General features: G+C 72.2%; 13 protein-coding genes. 3 read left to right on the forward strand and 10 right to left on the reverse strand.

The annotated features are described in order from the left end of the window. The first annotated feature begins 25 nt into the window (after positions 1-25). Positions 26-1,573: a GGDEF domain-containing protein gene (locus tag CHC05_RS08295; RefSeq protein WP_089246454.1), complete on the forward strand. Its 1,548-nt coding sequence runs from the start codon at positions 26-28 to the stop codon at positions 1,571-1,573. Here the strand turns inward: CHC05_RS08295 and CHC05_RS08300 are convergent. After that, the gene (locus tag CHC05_RS08300; protein WP_144022521.1) at positions 1,570-3,003 is read right to left on the reverse strand and encodes a DUF11 domain-containing protein; all 1,434 of its coding nucleotides are present in this window, start codon (positions 3,001-3,003) and stop codon (positions 1,570-1,572) included. The two genes, CHC05_RS08295 and CHC05_RS08300, sit on opposite strands and share 4 nt — an antisense overlap. Positions 3,004-3,124: 121 nt before the next feature. Between CHC05_RS08300 and CHC05_RS08305 the strand changes: the two genes are divergently transcribed. Beyond that, entirely contained in the window at positions 3,125-3,628 is a 504-nt protein-coding gene (locus tag CHC05_RS08305; RefSeq protein ID WP_089246458.1) for an endonuclease V, read from the forward strand. On the opposite strand, the gene prfA is transcribed toward CHC05_RS08305, so the two are convergent. Together prfA and rpmE are read right to left on the reverse strand one after the other, a co-directional pair. Continuing rightward, the gene (gene prfA / locus CHC05_RS08310) at positions 3,614-4,702 is read right to left on the reverse strand and encodes a peptide chain release factor 1 (protein WP_089246460.1); all 1,089 of its coding nucleotides are present in this window, start codon (positions 4,700-4,702) and stop codon (positions 3,614-3,616) included. The genes CHC05_RS08305 and prfA overlap by 15 nt on opposite strands. A gap of 84 nt (positions 4,703-4,786) precedes the next feature. Continuing rightward, complete coding sequence (gene rpmE / locus CHC05_RS08315; protein ID WP_089246462.1) at positions 4,787-5,008, reverse strand: 50S ribosomal protein L31; 222 nt, start codon at positions 5,006-5,008, stop codon at positions 4,787-4,789. Between the two features lie 168 nt (positions 5,009-5,176). Here rpmE and CHC05_RS08320 point away from each other — a divergent pair, with 168 nt between their 5' ends. Next, positions 5,177-6,085 (forward strand): phosphatase domain-containing protein, encoded by a 909-nt coding sequence (locus tag CHC05_RS08320; RefSeq protein ID WP_089246464.1) that lies wholly within the window; start codon positions 5,177-5,179, stop codon positions 6,083-6,085. A gap of 107 nt (positions 6,086-6,192) precedes the next feature. Here the strand turns inward: CHC05_RS08320 and CHC05_RS08325 are convergent, their stop codons facing one another. The 7 genes from CHC05_RS08325 to CHC05_RS08355 form a co-directional block, all read right to left on the reverse strand. Then, entirely contained in the window at positions 6,193-7,572 is a 1,380-nt protein-coding gene (locus CHC05_RS08325; protein WP_089246466.1) for a nitric oxide synthase oxygenase, read from the reverse strand. A 235-nt stretch (positions 7,573-7,807) separates the two neighbouring features. Then, a complete protein-coding gene (gene rho / locus CHC05_RS08330; protein ID WP_089246468.1) occupies positions 7,808-9,838 on the reverse strand; it encodes a transcription termination factor Rho in 2,031 nt (676 codons plus the stop codon). A 238-nt stretch (positions 9,839-10,076) separates the two neighbouring features. Then, positions 10,077-11,027 (reverse strand): homoserine kinase, encoded by a 951-nt coding sequence (gene thrB, locus CHC05_RS08335; RefSeq protein WP_089246470.1) that lies wholly within the window; start codon positions 11,025-11,027, stop codon positions 10,077-10,079. 40 nt (positions 11,028-11,067) lie between these two features. Beyond that, entirely contained in the window at positions 11,068-11,265 is a 198-nt protein-coding gene (locus CHC05_RS08340; RefSeq protein ID WP_089246472.1) for a type II toxin-antitoxin system antitoxin, read from the reverse strand. A gap of 4 nt (positions 11,266-11,269) precedes the next feature. Continuing rightward, a complete protein-coding gene (locus tag CHC05_RS08345; RefSeq protein ID WP_089246474.1) occupies positions 11,270-12,118 on the reverse strand; it encodes an SPFH domain-containing protein in 849 nt (282 codons plus the stop codon). Between the two features lie 33 nt (positions 12,119-12,151). Then, on the reverse strand, positions 12,152-13,378 hold the full coding sequence (locus CHC05_RS08350) for an MFS transporter (protein ID WP_089246476.1): 1,227 nt from the start codon (positions 13,376-13,378) through the stop codon (positions 12,152-12,154). 36 nt (positions 13,379-13,414) lie between these two features. Beyond that, positions 13,415-16,684: an efflux RND transporter permease subunit gene (locus tag CHC05_RS08355; RefSeq protein WP_089247453.1), complete on the reverse strand. Its 3,270-nt coding sequence runs from the start codon at positions 16,682-16,684 to the stop codon at positions 13,415-13,417. Positions 16,685-16,722 lie beyond the last annotated feature (38 nt).

Here is a 16,722-nt window from a genome sequence, read left to right on the forward strand (position 1 = left end):
GAAGGTTGCGGAAGGGGGTCACTCGGTGGGTTGGCTCGACCGGGTCCCCGACCAGGTTGACGCGCTGCGGCAGGCGCGCGCACTGATGATGCGCAGCAAGTCGGCCGACGCCTGCCTGGTGCTCGACCAGGTGCTCGAGACCACCAAGGAGCCGGCCGCCCGCGCGGACGCGCTGGTCCAGCGGCTGTCCGCGGTGCTCAACCTCGGCCGCACCGCCGAGTACGCGGCCGCGGTCGACCAGGCGCTGGAGTGCGCCCGCGAGGTCGGCGACCCGTACATCCTCGGCCATGCCCACGCCCTCGCCGCGCTCGCCGCGCACCACCAGGGCGCGCTCGACCGCTGCGTCACCCACTTCGTGCAGAGCGCCAGCTACCTGGGCCGCGTGCAGGACCCGGACGGCGACACCGCCTGGGGCTGGCACGACCTGGCGATGGCCTACTCCTACCTGAGCTTCCACGGCTACGCGCTGGGCGCGATCGAGCGGGCCCGACAGCTCGGCACGGCCGCCGGGCTCCCCGAGGAGCTGTTCGCGGCGCCCGGCATCCGGCTGCGCAACGCGGTCGCCCTCGACCATTCCGGCGACTCCGACGGCTGCCTGCGGGTGCTCCGCGACATCGGCGTCGACCTGTGCCGGTTCCTCGACGCCGACGGCGGTGTCCGGTTGCGACCGTCCACGGTGACCGCTTACGGCTACGCGGCGGCCCGCCGGAGCGCCCTGGGCGAGGAGGTCGACGACCGGGTCGACGTGCTCGCCCTGCTGGCCGCCGGCGGCGACGGTGCCCGCGCCCGCGACCTGCGCCAACTCGGCGACGTCTGCGTGGCGATCGGCGCCGGCCGGCCGATCGAGGCGCTGGCCCGGCTGGGCACGATCACCATCTCCCCGCAGACCCTCGGCGCGGCCGAGCCCGAGCGGCTGCGCAGCCTGACCTTCGCGCGGGCCGGCGACCACGCCGCCGCGCACCGCGCCGACCGGCACGCGTTCCGGCTGGCCGCCCAGCGCAGCGACCGGCTGCAGACCGTCTACGTCGACGGCATCGCGGCGCAGATCGAGCGCGAGGAGCTGCGGCGCACCGCCGCGCAATATGCGGGAGAGGCGCTCACCGACCCGCTGACCGGCCTGCCCAACCGCCGCCAGCTCGAGCGCTACGTGGCGGCCATGGTCGCCCGGGGCGAGCGGGCCGTGATCGGCGTCTGCGACCTCGACGGCTTCAAGGCGGTCAACACCGAGCACGGTCACCACTCCGGCGACCTGGTGCTGCAACGGATCGCCGGGGTGATCCACCGGGTGATGCGGCGCGGCGACTTCGTGGCCCGCTACGGCGGCGACGAGTTCGTGGTGGTGCTGCCGGGCGCCGGCATGGCGGAGGCGACCGAGGTGGCCCGCCGGATCGCGGTCGCGGTGGGCGCCGAGGACTGGCACGCGCTGGTCCCGGGCACCCCGGTCGGCGTCAGCGTCGGGTTCGCCGAGGTCAACGGCTCCGGCCCGGCGCTGCGCGACGCCCTTGGCCAGGCGTTCGAGATCGCGGACCGGGAGATGCTGCGGGCCAAACGCCGCCCGCGTGCCGCTTCTTAGGCGCGGCGCAGGTGTAGCAAGAGGACCAGGCCCAACATCATCATCAGGCCTCCGACCACCGCTGCCTCCATCGTGGAGAACCGGATCTCGGTGTACGGCAGCGGGAAGCCGGTCCGGAAGGCCGGCAGGTGCGGTGCCGCCCCGCTGCCGGCCTCCAGGACGGTCTCGACGGCGTTGTTGGCGCTGTCCGGGTCGTCCGGCTCACCCTCCACGGTCGCCCGACCGCTGATCCGCCCGGCCACCGCCACCCGGGCCCGCAAGGTCAACGTCGCCACGGCACCGACCGCCAGGTCGCCGACCGTCCACCGTCCGTCGTCGTAGTCGCCCGCGTCCATCGACGCCGACACGAACTCGAGCTCGGCGCCGAACGGGTCGCTGACGACCACCCCGCGGGCCAGGTCCGGCCCGGCGTTGCTGGCGGTCACGGTAACCGTGATCTCCTGCCCGAAGCTCGGGGTCCGGTTGCTGACGTCGCGCGTCAGCGCCAGGTCCGCGGCGGTCACCTTCGGCGCCGCCCGGGCGACGGTGTCACCGCCGACCGGGTCGTCGGCGCCGCTCTGGGTGACCAGCACGGCCGCATCGCCCACGGGTGCCACCGTCGCCAGTGTCCGGACCGCCCACGTGGCGCTGGCACCGGGCGCCAACGTGCCGACCCGCCAGCGGGCCGCGCTGGCCGGCCCACCGGTCCGCACCGGCATCCCGACCACCTGGCCGGCGGACGCGGACGACGCGAGGAAGGTGCCGGTGAGTACCGGATCGGCCACCTCCACCGCGGGCGCCGCGTCGGGCCCCTTGTTGGCGATCGTGACCGCGTAGGTCACCGGGTCGCCCGGGCCGGCCAGCTCGGGCGCGACCCGCGCGCTGAGCACCAGGTCGGCGCGGGGCACGCGGGTCCCGGCCGGCGCGGCGACCCGCAGCGCGGCGGTGGCCAGGTCGTCGTGCGCGTCACCGTCCCGGGGCGTCGAGCCGACCAGGGCCGCCGTGGCGGTGACCGTCGCGGGCGTGCTGCCGCGCACCAGCAGCGTCAGCGTCGCGGCCTTGCGCACCGGCAGCGACCCGATGCTCCACAGCAGACCGTCGAACGTGCCCTGGCTGGCGACCGGCCTGGTCACCGTCACCTGGGCCGGCAGCGGCACCGCCACGCGCACGTCGCCGGCCGGCAGGACACCCTCGTTGCGGGCGGTGAAGGTCAACGTGGCGTCCTGACCGGGCCGGACCACGACCGGCGCGACCTTTCCGGTCACGGCGACGTCCACGGTGGTCGGGATCGGCCGGGGCGGCGGCAGCTTGCGCAGGACAGCGGGGCTCGCGGTCGGTGACGGTGTCGCGTTCGGGGTCGGGGTCGGGGTTGCCACCGCGAGCCCCGGCAGCACGAGCAGCAGCCCGAGCGGCAGGACGCCGGCGGCCCCAGCGAGCCGAAACCCCTTCACCCGAGCCACATTAACCACATAACGGACAAAAGTTCGCAGAATCGAGCGTCACCTCAGCGTTGCCGATGCCAGGGCGTCAACGCAGACTTCACGGCATGGCCGCCTCGCACCGCACCGCCCGGTGACCCGCTACGGCGCGGTCGACGCGCACTATCCGGACGAGGGCGGCGCCCGGGCCGCGCTGGTCGTCGCCACGGACCCGCGCTTCGCCACGCTCGTGGAGGAGCGGGTGGCCGACATCGACGCCGTGCCCGCGTACCGGCCGGGATTCTTCTTCGAACGCGAACTGCCGGCGATCCGTGCGGTGCTGGCCACGACGGAGCCGGTCGACGTGCTGCTGGTGGACGGCTACGTCGACCTGGACCCGGACGGGCGCCCCGGGCTCGGAGCCCGAGTCCACGAAGAGACGAACAGGCCCGTGGTGGGTGTCGCGAAGACCGCGTTCCGGGCGGCGACGCACGCCGTGCCGGTGGTGCGGGGCAGCGGTGACCGGCCGCTCTACGTGACCGCGGCCGGCCTGCCGGTCGAGGAGGCCGCCGCGCTGGTCAGTGGCCTGGCCGGCGCACACCGCATCCCGGCGGCGCTGCGCCGCGTCGACCGGCTCGCCCGGTCACTGCCGGGATAGCTCGGTCTCCCCCGCGAGCCGGGCGGCCCGGTCGGCCTCGGTCAGCGCGTCCAGCACGCCGTCGAGGTCGCCGGCCAGCACCAGGTCGAGGTTGTACGCCGTGTAGCCGATCCGGTGGTCGCTGATCCGGTTCTGCGGGAAGTTGTAGGTGCGGATCCGCTCGGAGCGGTCGACGGTGCGCACCTGCGCCTTGCGGGCGTCGGACGCGGCCGCGTTGGCCTCTTCCTGGGCCGCGGCCAGCAGCCGGGCACGCAGGATCCGCATCGCCTGCTCGCGGTTCTGGAGCTGGCTCTTCTCGTTCTGGCAGCTCACCACGATGCCGGTGGGCAGGTGGGTGATGCGTACCGCCGAATCCGTGGTGTTGACCGACTGCCCGCCCGGACCGGACGAGCGGAACACGTCGACCCGGATGTCGCCGGGCTCGATGTTCACGTCGACGTCCTCGGCCTCGGGCAGCACCAGCACGCCGGCCGCCGAGGTGTGGATCCGACCCTGCGACTCGGTGACCGGCACCCGCTGCACCCGGTGGACGCCGCCCTCCCACTTGAGCCGCGACCAGACGCCGTTGCCGCCCTCGGGCACGCCCTTGGTCTTGACCGCCAGCGAGACGTCCTTGACGCCACCCAGGTCGGAGTCCTGCGCGTCGATCACCTCGGTGACCCAGCCGTGGCGCTCGGCGTAGCGGGAGTACATCCGCAGCAGGTCGCCGGCGAACAGGGCCGACTCCTCACCGCCCTCGCCGGCCTTGATCTCGACGATCACGTCCTTGGCGTCGTGCGGGTCGCGCGGCATGAGCAGCTCCGCGAGCCGCTCCTCCAGCGCCGGCAGGGTGGCCGCGATCGCGTCCACCTCGCCGCCGAACGACGGGTCCTCCGCGGCGAGCTCGCGGGCGGCGGCCAGGTCGGCTCGGGCCTGCTCGAGCTCGTCGTTGGCCTTGCGGATGGGAGCCAGCTCGGCGAACCGGCGGCCGACCCGCCGGGCCGTGTTCTGGTCGGCGTGGATCGCCGGGTCGGCGAGCCGCTTCTCCAGCTCCCCGTACTCGTCGAGCAACCCCGCGAGTCGATCCACGCTCATCTTTCGCTCCTCTGGTCCTTAGCGGCGGCGAACAGACGACGGCGCCCGCCTCGCAGATTCCGCGAGGGGGCGCCGTCGGCGTCGCTACTTCTTCTTGGCCTGGACCTTGGCGTACTTCTGCTGGAACTTGGCCACGCGGCCGGCGGTGTCGAGAACGCGCTGCTTGCCGGTGTAGAACGGGTGGCAGGCGCTGCAGGTCTCGACGTGGATCTGACCGCTCTTCGCCGTGCTGCGGGTGCTGAAGGTGTTGCCGCAGGAACAGGTGACCTCGGTGGTCACGTACTGCGGGTGGATGTCAGGCTTCACGCCTCGGTCCTCTCAATCGATGGTCGCCGGGTCGCCCCTGGGACGGGAACGGGAACCGGAACCTTGGCCGATTGACCAGTCTGCCATGCACTGGTCCGACCCGTGTAACGCGACCCCCAGGGTGCGCATTCCCATGGGCCATGATTCCTGTGGGCCATGATTGATGCCATGCCGCACCGCGCACCCCGGTTGATCATCACCCGCGGCCTGCCCGCGTCCGGCAAGACCACGTACGCGCGGAGCCTCCAGCCCTGGGTCGTCCGGGTCAACAGAGACGACCTACGCCGGATGCTGCACGGCGAGCCGCTGCTCACCGACCGCACGGAGCGCCAGGTCTCGATCGCCTCGTACACGCTGGTCGACAGCTTGCTGGGTGCTGGGATCGACGTCTGCGTCGACGACACCAACCTGATCCCCCGGCTCGCCCGCGACTGGGCGGGCCTGGCCGCCCGGCACGGCGCGGCCTTCGAGGTGCGCGACTTCACCGACGTGCCGGTCGACGAATGCGTCCGCCGCGACGCCACCCGCCCCAAGGACGAGCGGGTCGGCGAGGCGGCGATCCGGTCGATGCACCAGCGCTACCTGGCCGGCCGCACCCTGCCGCTGCCCGTGCCGACCGTGGCGACGGCACCGCCGACGGACCGCTACGAGCCGCCCGCCGGCGCCCCCGAGATCGTCCTGGTCGACATCGACGGCACGGTGGCCCTGCTCGGCGACCGCCACCACCTGGACCTGCACCTGGTGGCCGACGACGAGCCCAACCACGCGGTGATCGCGGCGGTCCGGGCGATGCACGCGGCCGGCTACGGAGTGATCTACTGCACAGGCCGGGAGGAAAGCGCCCGCGCCGACACGGAGCACTGGCTGGCGGCCCACGTGGGCGTCCCGTACCTGGCCCTGCACATGCGCGCGTACGGCGACACCCGCCGCGACGCGCTCGTCAAACGCGACATCTTCCAGAGCGCGATAGCCACCGCCTACCGAGTGGTGGGCGTCTTCGACGACAGACAACACGTCGTGAAGATGTGGCGCGACCTGGGGTTGACGGTCTTCCAGGTCGCCGAAGGCGATTTCTGACAGATCAAGTTCTAGATCATGACTCGGGTTCGCGGTGGTGCGGGCCGTTCCTCCCGCGAGGGACCGCTCCGCTGCGCTCCGCTTGCCAGGTCCGCGCCCGGTTGGGCCTAGTGCCGGACCGGGCAGGCCGGGCGGAGGGTCGGGGACGGGGCCACGCGCGATGGGGCCGCCGGTGGGACGGGCTGAGCGGGGATGCGCTGCGGTGGGGTCGGCTCGGCGACGCGCGTTTCTGAACCGTCCGCAGCCGTCGGGCGCGGTGTCGTCTCCCGGCGGGTCTGGGTTGGTGGGGTGGGGTCCTCGGTTGGCGCGTGGGCGCGGTGGCCGTGGGTGGCTAGGGCGCGGGCTTCCGGGTCGAGGTAGAAGTTCGGGCGTTCGTCGGCCTCGTGGTAGTAGTGGTGGAAGACCTGGGTCGCTCCCCCGGACAGCGGTGGCACGATCCAGCTCCAGTCGGCCGGCACCTCGCGGCCCGCTCTGGTCTCGTTGCGGATGTGGGCCATGAAGCGGTCCGACTCGGTGTGGTGGTCGGTGATCTTCACGCCGGCGCGCTCGAAGGACCAGAGGACCGCGCGGTTGAGCTCTACCAGGGCCCGGTCGCGCCAGAGGGTGCCGGGCTTCGAGGTGTCGAGGCCCATCAGGCGGGCCACCACCGGCACCATGTTGTAGCGCTCCGGGTCGGCCAGGTTGCGGGCGCCGATCTCCGTGCCCATGTACCAGCCGTTGAACGGCGCCAGGGGATAGTGCACGCCGCCGATGGTCAGCCGCATGTTGGAGATCGCCGGGACCGCGTGCCAGCGCAGGCCGAGCTCCGCGAACCAGCCGAACTCCGGGTGGGCCAGCGGCACCTCCAGCACCGCGCGCTCGGGGAGCTCGAACAGCCGTACCCCGTGCGCCGGGGTCTCGATCGCGACCGGGAGCACGTCGAAGGCGTCGCCCTTGCCGCGCCAGCCCAGGTCGCGCATCGACTCGGTGAAGCGGACCACCCGCGGGTCGCCGGTCACGCCACCGTTGACGTCGCGGTAGCCGGCGTAGCGGATGAGCTGTTCGTTCCAGATCCGGGCGTACGGACGGCCCGGCTGGGCCTGCGGGAAGATCGAGATCACCGGACGGATGGCGCCCGGCTCGCGGTTGGCCGCCGCGGTGCCGCCGGCCATGCACAGGTGCCGCACGATCAGGGCGAAGATCTCCTCGGGGGTACGCGCCCGGCGCCGGTCGAGGACCACCAGGCTGCGCCAGTAGAGCCGGCCGATGCACCGGCTGGAGTTGCGCCATGCGACCCGCGCGCCGTAGGCGAGCTCGTCCGGCGTGTGCACGTAGGTGCCGGTCGCCGCGATCTGGGCCCGCACCACCGCGAGCCGGGGCTCCGCCGAGCCGAGCTTGCTGTTCTCGGCGTAGCACATCCGCAGAAAGTCTTCGGCCTCGGCGAGGTCGACCGGGGCGTCGGGATCCCAGGACTCCGGGGGCACGTCACGGTACCCAGGTGTCGTCATCGCGCCTCCCAGATTGATGACGTATTCACAAGCACACGCGCACGGTGGTGCCGCCGCAGTCGGGGGGCAGCTCCCGGTGCGCAGTGTGAGCAGAGTTTCACCTGGGGTCATGCGTGGATCGGACACTTTGTGCGACCAATTGGTCCGTGCGCGAGACACCAACGCGTGGCAAAAACGTGAAACCGGCCCTACCTGCGCAGGTAGGGCCGGTTTCCGTATCGCGGACGGGCCGGGGTCACTCTCCCGGTGTCGACTTGGCGATCTGGCGCAGGAACTCGATGTTGGTGCGGCTCTGCTTGAGCCGGTCGAGCAGGAGATCCAGCGCGGCCTGCGACTCGAGCGAGTGCAGCACCTTGCGGAGCTTGTGCGTGATCGCCAGCTCCTCCGGCGCGAGCAGGATCTCTTCCTTACGCGTGCTGGACGGGTGGATGTCGATGGCGGGGAACACCCGCTTGTCGGCGATCTTCCGGTCCAGCTTGAGCTCGGCGTTGCCGGTGCCCTTGAACTCCTCGAAGATGACCGTGTCCATCATGGAACCGGTCTCCACCAGCGCGTTGGCGATGATGGTCAGCGACCCGCCGTTCTCGATGTTGCGGGCCGCGCCGAGGAAGCGTTTCGGCGGGTACAGCGCCGTCGAGTCGATGCCGCCGGAGAGGATCCGGCCGCTCGCCGGGGCCGCCAGGTTGTAGGCGCGGCCGAGACGGGTGATCGAGTCGAGCAGCACGACCACGTCATGGCCGAGCTCGACCAGCCGCTTGGCCCGCTCGATGGCGAGCTCGGCGACCGTGGTGTGGTCTTGCGGCGGACGGTCGAACGTGGACGAGATGACCTCGCCCTTGACCGAGCGCTGCATGTCGGTGACCTCTTCGGGGCGCTCGTCGATGAGCACGACCATGAGGTGCACCTCAGGGTGGTTGCGGGTGATCGCGTTGGCGACCGCCTGCTGGATCATCGTCTTGCCGGCCTTGGGAGGCGACACGATCAGTGCGCGCTGCCCCTTGCCGATCGGCATGATGAGGTCGATGACCCGGGTGGTCAGGATGTGCGGCTCGGTCTCCAGCCGCAGGCGCTCCTGCGGGTAGAGCGGGGTCAGCTTGTAGAACTCGGGACGGCGCTTGGCCTCCTCCGGGTCCATGCCGTTGACCGTGTCGAGCCGGACCAGCGGGTTGTACTTGTCGCGCCGCTGCTCGCCCTCGCGGGCCTGGCGGACGGCACCGGTGACGGCGTCGCCGCGCCGCAGGCCGTATTTCTTGACCTGGGACATGGAGACGTAGACGTCGTTGGGGCCGGACAGGTAGCCCGTGGTGCGGACGAACGCGTAGTTGTCGAGCACGTCGACGATGCCGGCGACGGGCACGAGCACGTCGTCGTCGCTGACCTGCGGGTCACGGCCCTCACGGCCGCCGCCCTCGCGGGCACCCGAGCGGTCGTCGCCCTCGCCACGCTCGCCACGACCACGCCGCCGGTCACGGAACCGGCTGCGCCGGCTCCGCCGGCCGCCGCTCTCGTCGTCGTCGTCGCCGTCGAGATCACGACCGCCGTCGCGCTGGCCAGCGGGCTGGTTGTCACGCTGGCGGCCGTCACCGTGGCCATCGCCCCGGCGACCGTCACGCTGGCCGCGGTCGTTGCGCTCGCTGCGGTCGTTGCGGTCACCGCGGTCGCCGCCACGGTCACCACGGTCGTTGCGGCTGGATCGCTCGTCGGTGCGCTCGCCCCGCTCGTGGCGGTCACCGCGGTCACGGGTGTCGCGCTCGCCCCGCGAGTCACGGTCGCCCCGCGAGTCGTCGTCGCCGTCGACCTTGGGCTCGGCCGGGGCCGAGGTCGAGGCGGACGCCGTGGCCCGGGTGCGCCGGGACCGCTGGCCGCCCTCGGCGGCCACGGTGGCGGCAGGCGCCTCGATGGTCGCGACGGCAATGCCCGCGGCGGCCGGTGCGGCGGCCACACCCGCCGTAGCCGGTGCAGACGCGGTGCCGGCCGGAGCGCCCGAGGGAGCCGGAGCCGTCTCCGGCGCCTTGGCCTCGGACTCGGCCCGCGGTCGCGGCGTGCTGCCGGCCGCGGCACCGTTCTGGCGCTCGGAGATCGCGGTGATCAGCTCGCCCTTGCGCATCCGGGCGGTGCCGGAGATGCCGAGGGACGCGGCCAGGCTCTGCAGCTCCGGCAGGAGCATCGCGGACAGCCCGCTGCCCCGCCGGCGTCGGGTGCCGGTGGTCGTGGCGTCGTCAGCGACGTTGGAGACATCCGACGTCACGTCGGTGGTGTCGCTCAATGGATTCCTTCCCTCGATAGGCCGGGGCTGCCCAGGTTGGGTAGATCAGGTGGCCGGGCTGCCTCGGTGCACCCGCCTCGCTTGACGCGTCACGGGGTTTCGCACGCCAACTCATCGCGGGCTCAGGTGGTGCGGCGTAAGCCGAGGCAGGAAATTGACGGATCGACCGTCGATAGCTTCGGGGATGCGCCGCCCCGCAGATCGCACGCTTCGCGGCTGTGCTAGGTCTAGAGCGTAATCAACTCTTCCGACCTGCGGCAACAGGGGCCCGCTCGGCGTGTCCGAGTCTACCTGAACCAATCCTGGCGCCGACTACGTCTATCGCCAACTCGACGAGGCGCCAACCTATTCCCAGATCGGGGTCTTCGGGCGGGCTGGTCAGCGCCAGCACGGTCGGCCCGGCCCCACTGACCACGGCGGCCACGCCTCGACCACGCAACTCATCGACCAGGGCCGCGGTCGCCGGCATGCCCGCTGCCCGGTAGCCCTGGTGGAGCTTGTCGGCGGTCGCCGGGAAGAGCAGGTCGGGTGCCGCGGTCAGCGCGTGCACCAGCAGCGCCGCCCGCCCGGCGGTGTAGGCCGCGTCGTGGTGCGGCACCGACGCGGGCAACGCCGCCCGCGCCTCGGCGGTCAACCCGCGATCGGTCGGGATGAACACCGTGGGCCGGACCCGGGCGTCGGGCGCCAACCGCACCGCTCGGAACCCGCCGGTCGTCTCGTCGGACCACGCGATGACGAAGCCGCCGAGCAGGCACGGCGCGACGTTGTCGGGATGGCCCTCCAGCTCGGCGGCCAGCGCCAACGCCGCCGCGTCGTCGAGGGTCGTCGTGCCGTCGCGGACCAGCGCCCGCGCGAGCTGAACGCCCGCCACGATCGCCGCCGACGACGAGCCCAGCCCGCGGGCCTGCGGGATGCGGTTGACGCACTCGATCGCCACGCCGGGCGGCTGGCCACCTAGTCGCTCGAACGTCGCCGCCATCGCGCGCGCGACCAGGTGGTCGGCCCCGGTCGGCAGCTCGCCGGCACCCTCACCGGCCACGTCGACGTGCCAGCCGCGGTCGGTGACCCAGGCGGCGACGTCGTCGTGCAGGCCCAGGGCCAGCCCGAGCGCGTCGAAGCCGGGACCGAGATTGGCGCTGGTCGCCGGCACCCGCACCTTCACGGGGCCGTCGACGAAGGTCACACCCATGCCCGCACTCTAAAGCCAGCCACCGACAAGAAATCGCGGGTCAGGAATCGTCCACGGAGCGGAACTCCGGCTCGGCCTCGACCGAAGGCCGGATCGGGCGACCGGCCGCACGCAGCGCCTGGCGCAACGCGTACTCGATCTGCGCGTTGACGCTCCGCAGATCGTCGGCCGCCCACCGGGCCAACGCGTCGTACACCTGTGGATCGAGCCGCAACAGCAGCTTCTTGCGCTCGGCCATGCCGTCAGTAGAGCGTGCCGGCGTTGACCACCGGCGTCGCGGCCCGGTCGCCGCAGAGCACCACCAGCAGGTTGGCCACCATCTGCGCCTTGCGCTCCTCGTCGAGCTCGACCACGTGCTGCTCGCTCAGCCGCTCGAGCGCGTTGGACACCATGCCGACCGCACCTTCCACGATCTTGAATCGGGCCGCCACGATGGCCGACGCCTGTTGCCGCGCCAGCATCGCCTGGGCGATCTCCGGCGCGTACGCCAGGTGCGTCACCCGCGACTCCAGCACCTCGACGCCGGCCAGTGCGAACCGCTCGGCCAGCTCCGCGGTGAGCTGCTCGCTGACCACGGTCGCGTCGCGCAGGCTGACCGCGCCCTGCTCGTGCGCCTCGTAGGGATAGCTGGTGGCCATGTGCCGCACGGCCGCCTCGGCCTGCACCGCCACGTAGCGCACGTAGTCGTCGACGCCGAACGCCGCGTTGGCCGAGTCGACCACGCGCCACACCACGACGGCACCGATCTCGACCGGGTTGCCGTCGGCGTCGGAGACCTTGAGCTTCTGCGTCTCGAAGTTGCGCACCCGCAGCGTGATCCGGCGGCGTTCCGTCAACGGCCAGACCCAGTGGAACCCGGCGTCGCGTACCGAGCCGACGTAGCGGCCGAAGAACTGCACGACCTGGGCGTCGTTGGGGTTGACCACGACGAAGCCGGTCGCGCCGATCACGACGACCGCGCCCAGGACGCTGGTCACGGTGATGGTGGCCGGCCCGGGCGCCACGACGACGACCACGACCGCCACGGCGGCCAGCACGAGCAGCAGAAGCAGTGCGGCGAAACCAGGTAGCCGGAATGCGCGCTTTTCCATCGGTGCCCCTCCCCCAGTATCAAAGTGATATCACTACGATACCGCAGGCGCGCTCGCCAGCGAAAGCCGTCGGGTGGCCAGCCACCAGCCGACCGCGTACAGCAGCGTCACCGTCCCGCAGCCGGCCAGGATGACCCGCTCGTCGAGGGTGTCCACCACGGCCGCCACGCCGAGCTGGCTGATCGAGATCGACAGCGTCGCCAGCATCAGGTCGGTCGCGAACACCCGACCGCGCAGCCGGTCCGGCACCTCGGTCTGGAGCGCGTAGTTGGACATCGTCCAGTTGCTGCCGGCCGCGAAGTGCGCCAGGAAGACCAGCACCAGCACGAGCGGGAACCAGGTCAGGACCGAGACACCGAGGTACGCGAGCCCGTACGTCGACATCGACAGCGCCAGCCCCGGCAACAGCAGCGCCCGGCGGGTCAGCACCGGCCGCAGCGCGAACGGGCCGACCAGCGCACCGAGCCCGCGCAGCGCGAAGAGCAGCCCGGCGCCGATCGGGCCGACCCCGTAGACGGCGGCCAGCAGCGGGAACACGGTCAGCACCCCGTTGCCCAGGCCCACCGCGGACTTCACCGTGACCAGTGCCCGCACGGTCGGCCGCCCGCCGATGTAGCGCAACGCCTCGCCGATCGCCGCGAACGCGTGCGCGGGCGGCGCCGCCATGTCCCGCGGCACCTGCAGCGGCCCGCGGATCCGGCTGCCCAGCAGCGCGGCGCCGACCAGCGCGAGGGCGGCGATCCAGAAGCAGGCGTACGGGCTCAGCACCGCGGTCAGGATGCCGCCGAGCGAGGCGCCGACCACCGCCATCGTGCCCCAGGCCGAGCCCGCCAGCGTCGTGGCCAGGCCGAGCCGCTCCGGTGGGACCACATTGGGCAGTGCCGCCGACGCGGCCGGCGAGTAGAAGCCCTTGGCCACCGCCATGCCCGCGACCACCGCGATGGCCAGCCAGGCCGTGCCGGCGCTGCGCACGAACAGCAGGAGCAGCAGGACGGCCAGGCACGCCAGGTTGGCGGCGACCATGACCTTCCTACGGTCCAGCCGGTCGGCGATCGTGCCGGCGTACGGCAGCACCAGCGCGGTGATCCCCGTGTCGGCGGCGAGCACGTAGGCGCCCCAGGTGCCGCTGCCCGTCAGCTCCGGCAGGAGCACCAGCAGCGGCACCATGACGAACCAGTCGGACCCGAACACCACGAGCTCCGCGACGAACAGCCGGCGGAAGTCGGGGTGGCGGAACAGGAGTGAAAGGAGCGGACGCACGAGGAGACGTTAGCCTCGTGCGTCCGCTCGCGAAGATCAGTCCTCGCTGGGCGGGCGGGGCCGGTTGCGGGGCAGCCGCAGCACCTCGAACTGGTCGGTGCCCTCGAAGAGCGCGGCCGACGGCCGGCTCGGGTCCGGGTCGGCGGTGCGCTGCAGGGGCGATCCGGCCGGCGTGGCGACCTGGTTGGGCGCCACGTCGTCGAAGTTCTTCGGCCCGTGCCCGTTCGACGACGGGTCCGGGCCGGTGCCGGCCCGGCGCAGCCGGATCCGCTCCTTGGTGCCCTCGACCATCGTGTACAGCGTCGGCACCAGCACCAGCGTGAGCAGCGTGGAGCTGATCAGGCCACCGATCACCACCACGGCCAGCGGCTGCGAGATGAAGCCGCCCTCGCCGGTCAGGCCGAGGGCCATCGGCAGCAGCGCGAAGATCGTCGCCACGGCGGTCATCAGGATCGGGCGCAGCCGGCGCCGGCCGCCCTCGATCACCGCGTCGCGCACGTTCATGCCCTGGTCGCGGTACTGGTTGATCAGGTCCATCAGCACGATCGCGTTGGTGACCACGATGCCGACCAGCATCAGCATGCCGATCAGGGCCGGCACGCCCATCGGGGTGCCGGTCAGCAGCAGCAGGCCGATCGCACCGGTCGCCGCGAACGGCACGGAGACCAGCAGGATCAGCGGCTGCACCAGGCTGCGGAAGGTGGCCACCATGATGACGAAGACGATCGCGATGGCCGCGAGCACCGCGAGCAGGAGCTGCTGGAACGCGTCGGCCTGCTCGGCGCTGACGCCGCCGATCTCCCACGTCGCGCCGCCCGACATCGTCAGCCCGTCGAGCGTCTTCGTGAGGTCGGCCGTCGTCTTGCCCAGGTTGGACCCGGTCGCCGTACCGGTCACGGTGACGCTGCGCTCGCCGTCGATCCGGTCGATGGTCACCGGGCCCTCGACCGACTGCACCGTGGCCACCTGGCCCAGCGTCACCGGACGGCCCCGATGGATCGGGCCGACCGGCAGTGCCTTCAGCTCGTCGACGGTGGTCGGTGCCGTGCCGCCCTGCAGCACCACGTCGACCCGCTCGCCGTCGACCGTGATCTGGCCGACCGGCGCGCCGCGCATGGCGCCCGCGACGAGCTGGCCGACCGACGCGTCCGTGAGGCCGAAGGCCGCCGCCGACTGCCGGTTCAGGGTGACGTCGAACCGCGTCGAGCTCTCCGCGAGGCTGCTCTGCACGTCGACCACGCCGGCCGTGCCGGCCAGCGCGGCCCGCACCTGCTCGGCCGCGGCGGCCAGGGCGTCCTGGTCGGACGCGCGGACCACGACGGCGAGCTGGTCGGCCGAGGCGCTGCCGCCGTTGCCGAAGGTGAACTCGCCGGCGTCGGACAGCTTGCCGACCTCGTCACGCAGCTTCGCCTCGACGTCCTTGGACTCGACGCCGTCGCGCAGGGTCAGCGAGTAGGTGGCGGTGCGGCCGCCGGCCGCGCCCTCCCACGGCAACCCGGAACCGCCGGCGGTGACCTGGTAGGACTCGACGCCGTCGGTGCGCTTCAGGATCGCCTCGACCTGGCCCGCGGCCGCGTCGGTCTGGGCCAGCCCACTGCCGAGCGGCAGCTCCTGGCTCACCGACAGGGTGTTGCCGCCGCTGTCGTCGAGGAAGTTGGTCTCCAGCCGGCTGGCGAGGGCGAACGTGCCGAGCAGCACGACCAGGCCGATGCCGACCGTGGTCCACCGGCGCACGGTCGCGAACCGGATCACCGGCACGTACGCCTTCTGCAGCGGGTTGTCGCGCTCCTTGGCCTCGGCCGCGGCACGGACGCGCTCGTCGTCGGCGCCGGCACCGGCCGGGCGGAGGAACCAGTACGCCAGCACCGGGATCACGGTCAGCGAGACGAGCAGCGAGGCCAGCAGCGCGACCGTGACGGTGATCGCGAACGGCGCGAAGAGCTGCCCGACGAAGCCGCCGACCAGGGCGATCGGTGCGAACACCGCGACGGTGGTCAGCGTCGAGGCGGTCACCGCGCCGGCCACCTCACGCACGCCGGTGAGGATCGCGGTGCTCTTGGCCTCGCCGTACGCCAGATGTCGTTTGATGTTCTCCAGGACGACGATCGAGTCGTCGACCACCCGGCCCACCGCGATGGTCAGCGCGCCGAGGGTGAGCAGGTTGAGCGAGTAGTCGCCGAGGTAGAGCACGATCAGCGCGACCAGCACGGACAGCGGGATCGAGACCGCGGTGACCAGGGTCGAGCGCACCGAGAGCAGGAAGACCAGGATCACGATCACGGCCATCACCAGGCCGAGCAGGCCCTCGGTGGTCAGGCTGTCGATCGACTTCTCGACGAACGGCGCCTGGTCGAAGACCACGGTCAGCTCGGAGTTGACCGCCGTGCCGAGGTCGCCGAGCTGGTCGCGGACCCCGTGGGAGACCTCCACCGCGTTGCTGTCCGGCGTCCCGAAGATCTCGATGCCCAGGCTCGCGGTGCCGTTGGTGCGGGTGAACGAGGTGGCCGGCGCGAGGTCCTCGACCACGTCGGCGACGTCGCCCAGCTTGGCCGGGCGCGCGGGCGGCGTGGCCGGCAGGTACAGGTCCTTGAGGGCGTCCAGCGAGTCGATCTGGCCGCCGGTCTGCACGGCGTACGTCTTGTCCGCGTCGGTGATCGAGCCACCCGGGATCGTCACGCCGTTGGCCTGCAGCACCGTGGCGAGCGCGACCGGGCTCACCTTGGCCGCGGCCAGCTTCGCCGGGTTCGGCGTGATCTTGACGATCTGCTCGCGGGCACCGGAGATGTTCACGGTGCGGACGCCGTCGACGCCTTCGAGCTCCGGCACCACCTGGGTGCGCAGCCGGTCGGCCAGCGCGCGCTCGTCGTCGCGGACGGTCGCGGCCAGCACGAGCACCGGCAGGTCGTCGGTGCTGCCGGCGAACACCGTCGGGTCGACGTTGTCGGGCAGCTGCGGGCGGATCCGGTTGATCGCCGTCTGCATCTGGTTGACGGCGTTGTCGAGGTCGGTGCCGAACTCGTACTCGACCTGGACGGTCGCCGAACCCTCACGGCTCGACGAGTTGACCTTCGATAGCCCGTCGATGCCCTGGATGCTGTTCTCCAGCGGCTCGGTGACCTGCTGCTCGACCACCTCCGGCGACGCACCCGGGTAGGTGGCGATGATGAACGCGCCCGGGAACTCCAGCGAGGGCAGGAGCTGTTGCTTGAGCTGGGGCAGGGTGAAGACGCCGAACAGGGTGATGACCACCGCGATCAGCGCGACGAGGCCCCGGTTGGCAAGACTGAGCCGGGCGAGTAGCGACATGCGGAAGATTTTGGCGTAGCCGGTTGTCACCCTTCCGC

The sequence above is a fragment of the Asanoa hainanensis genome, from assembly GCF_900188485.1.
GTDB classification, from domain to species: domain Bacteria; phylum Actinomycetota; class Actinomycetes; order Mycobacteriales; family Micromonosporaceae; genus Asanoa; species Asanoa hainanensis.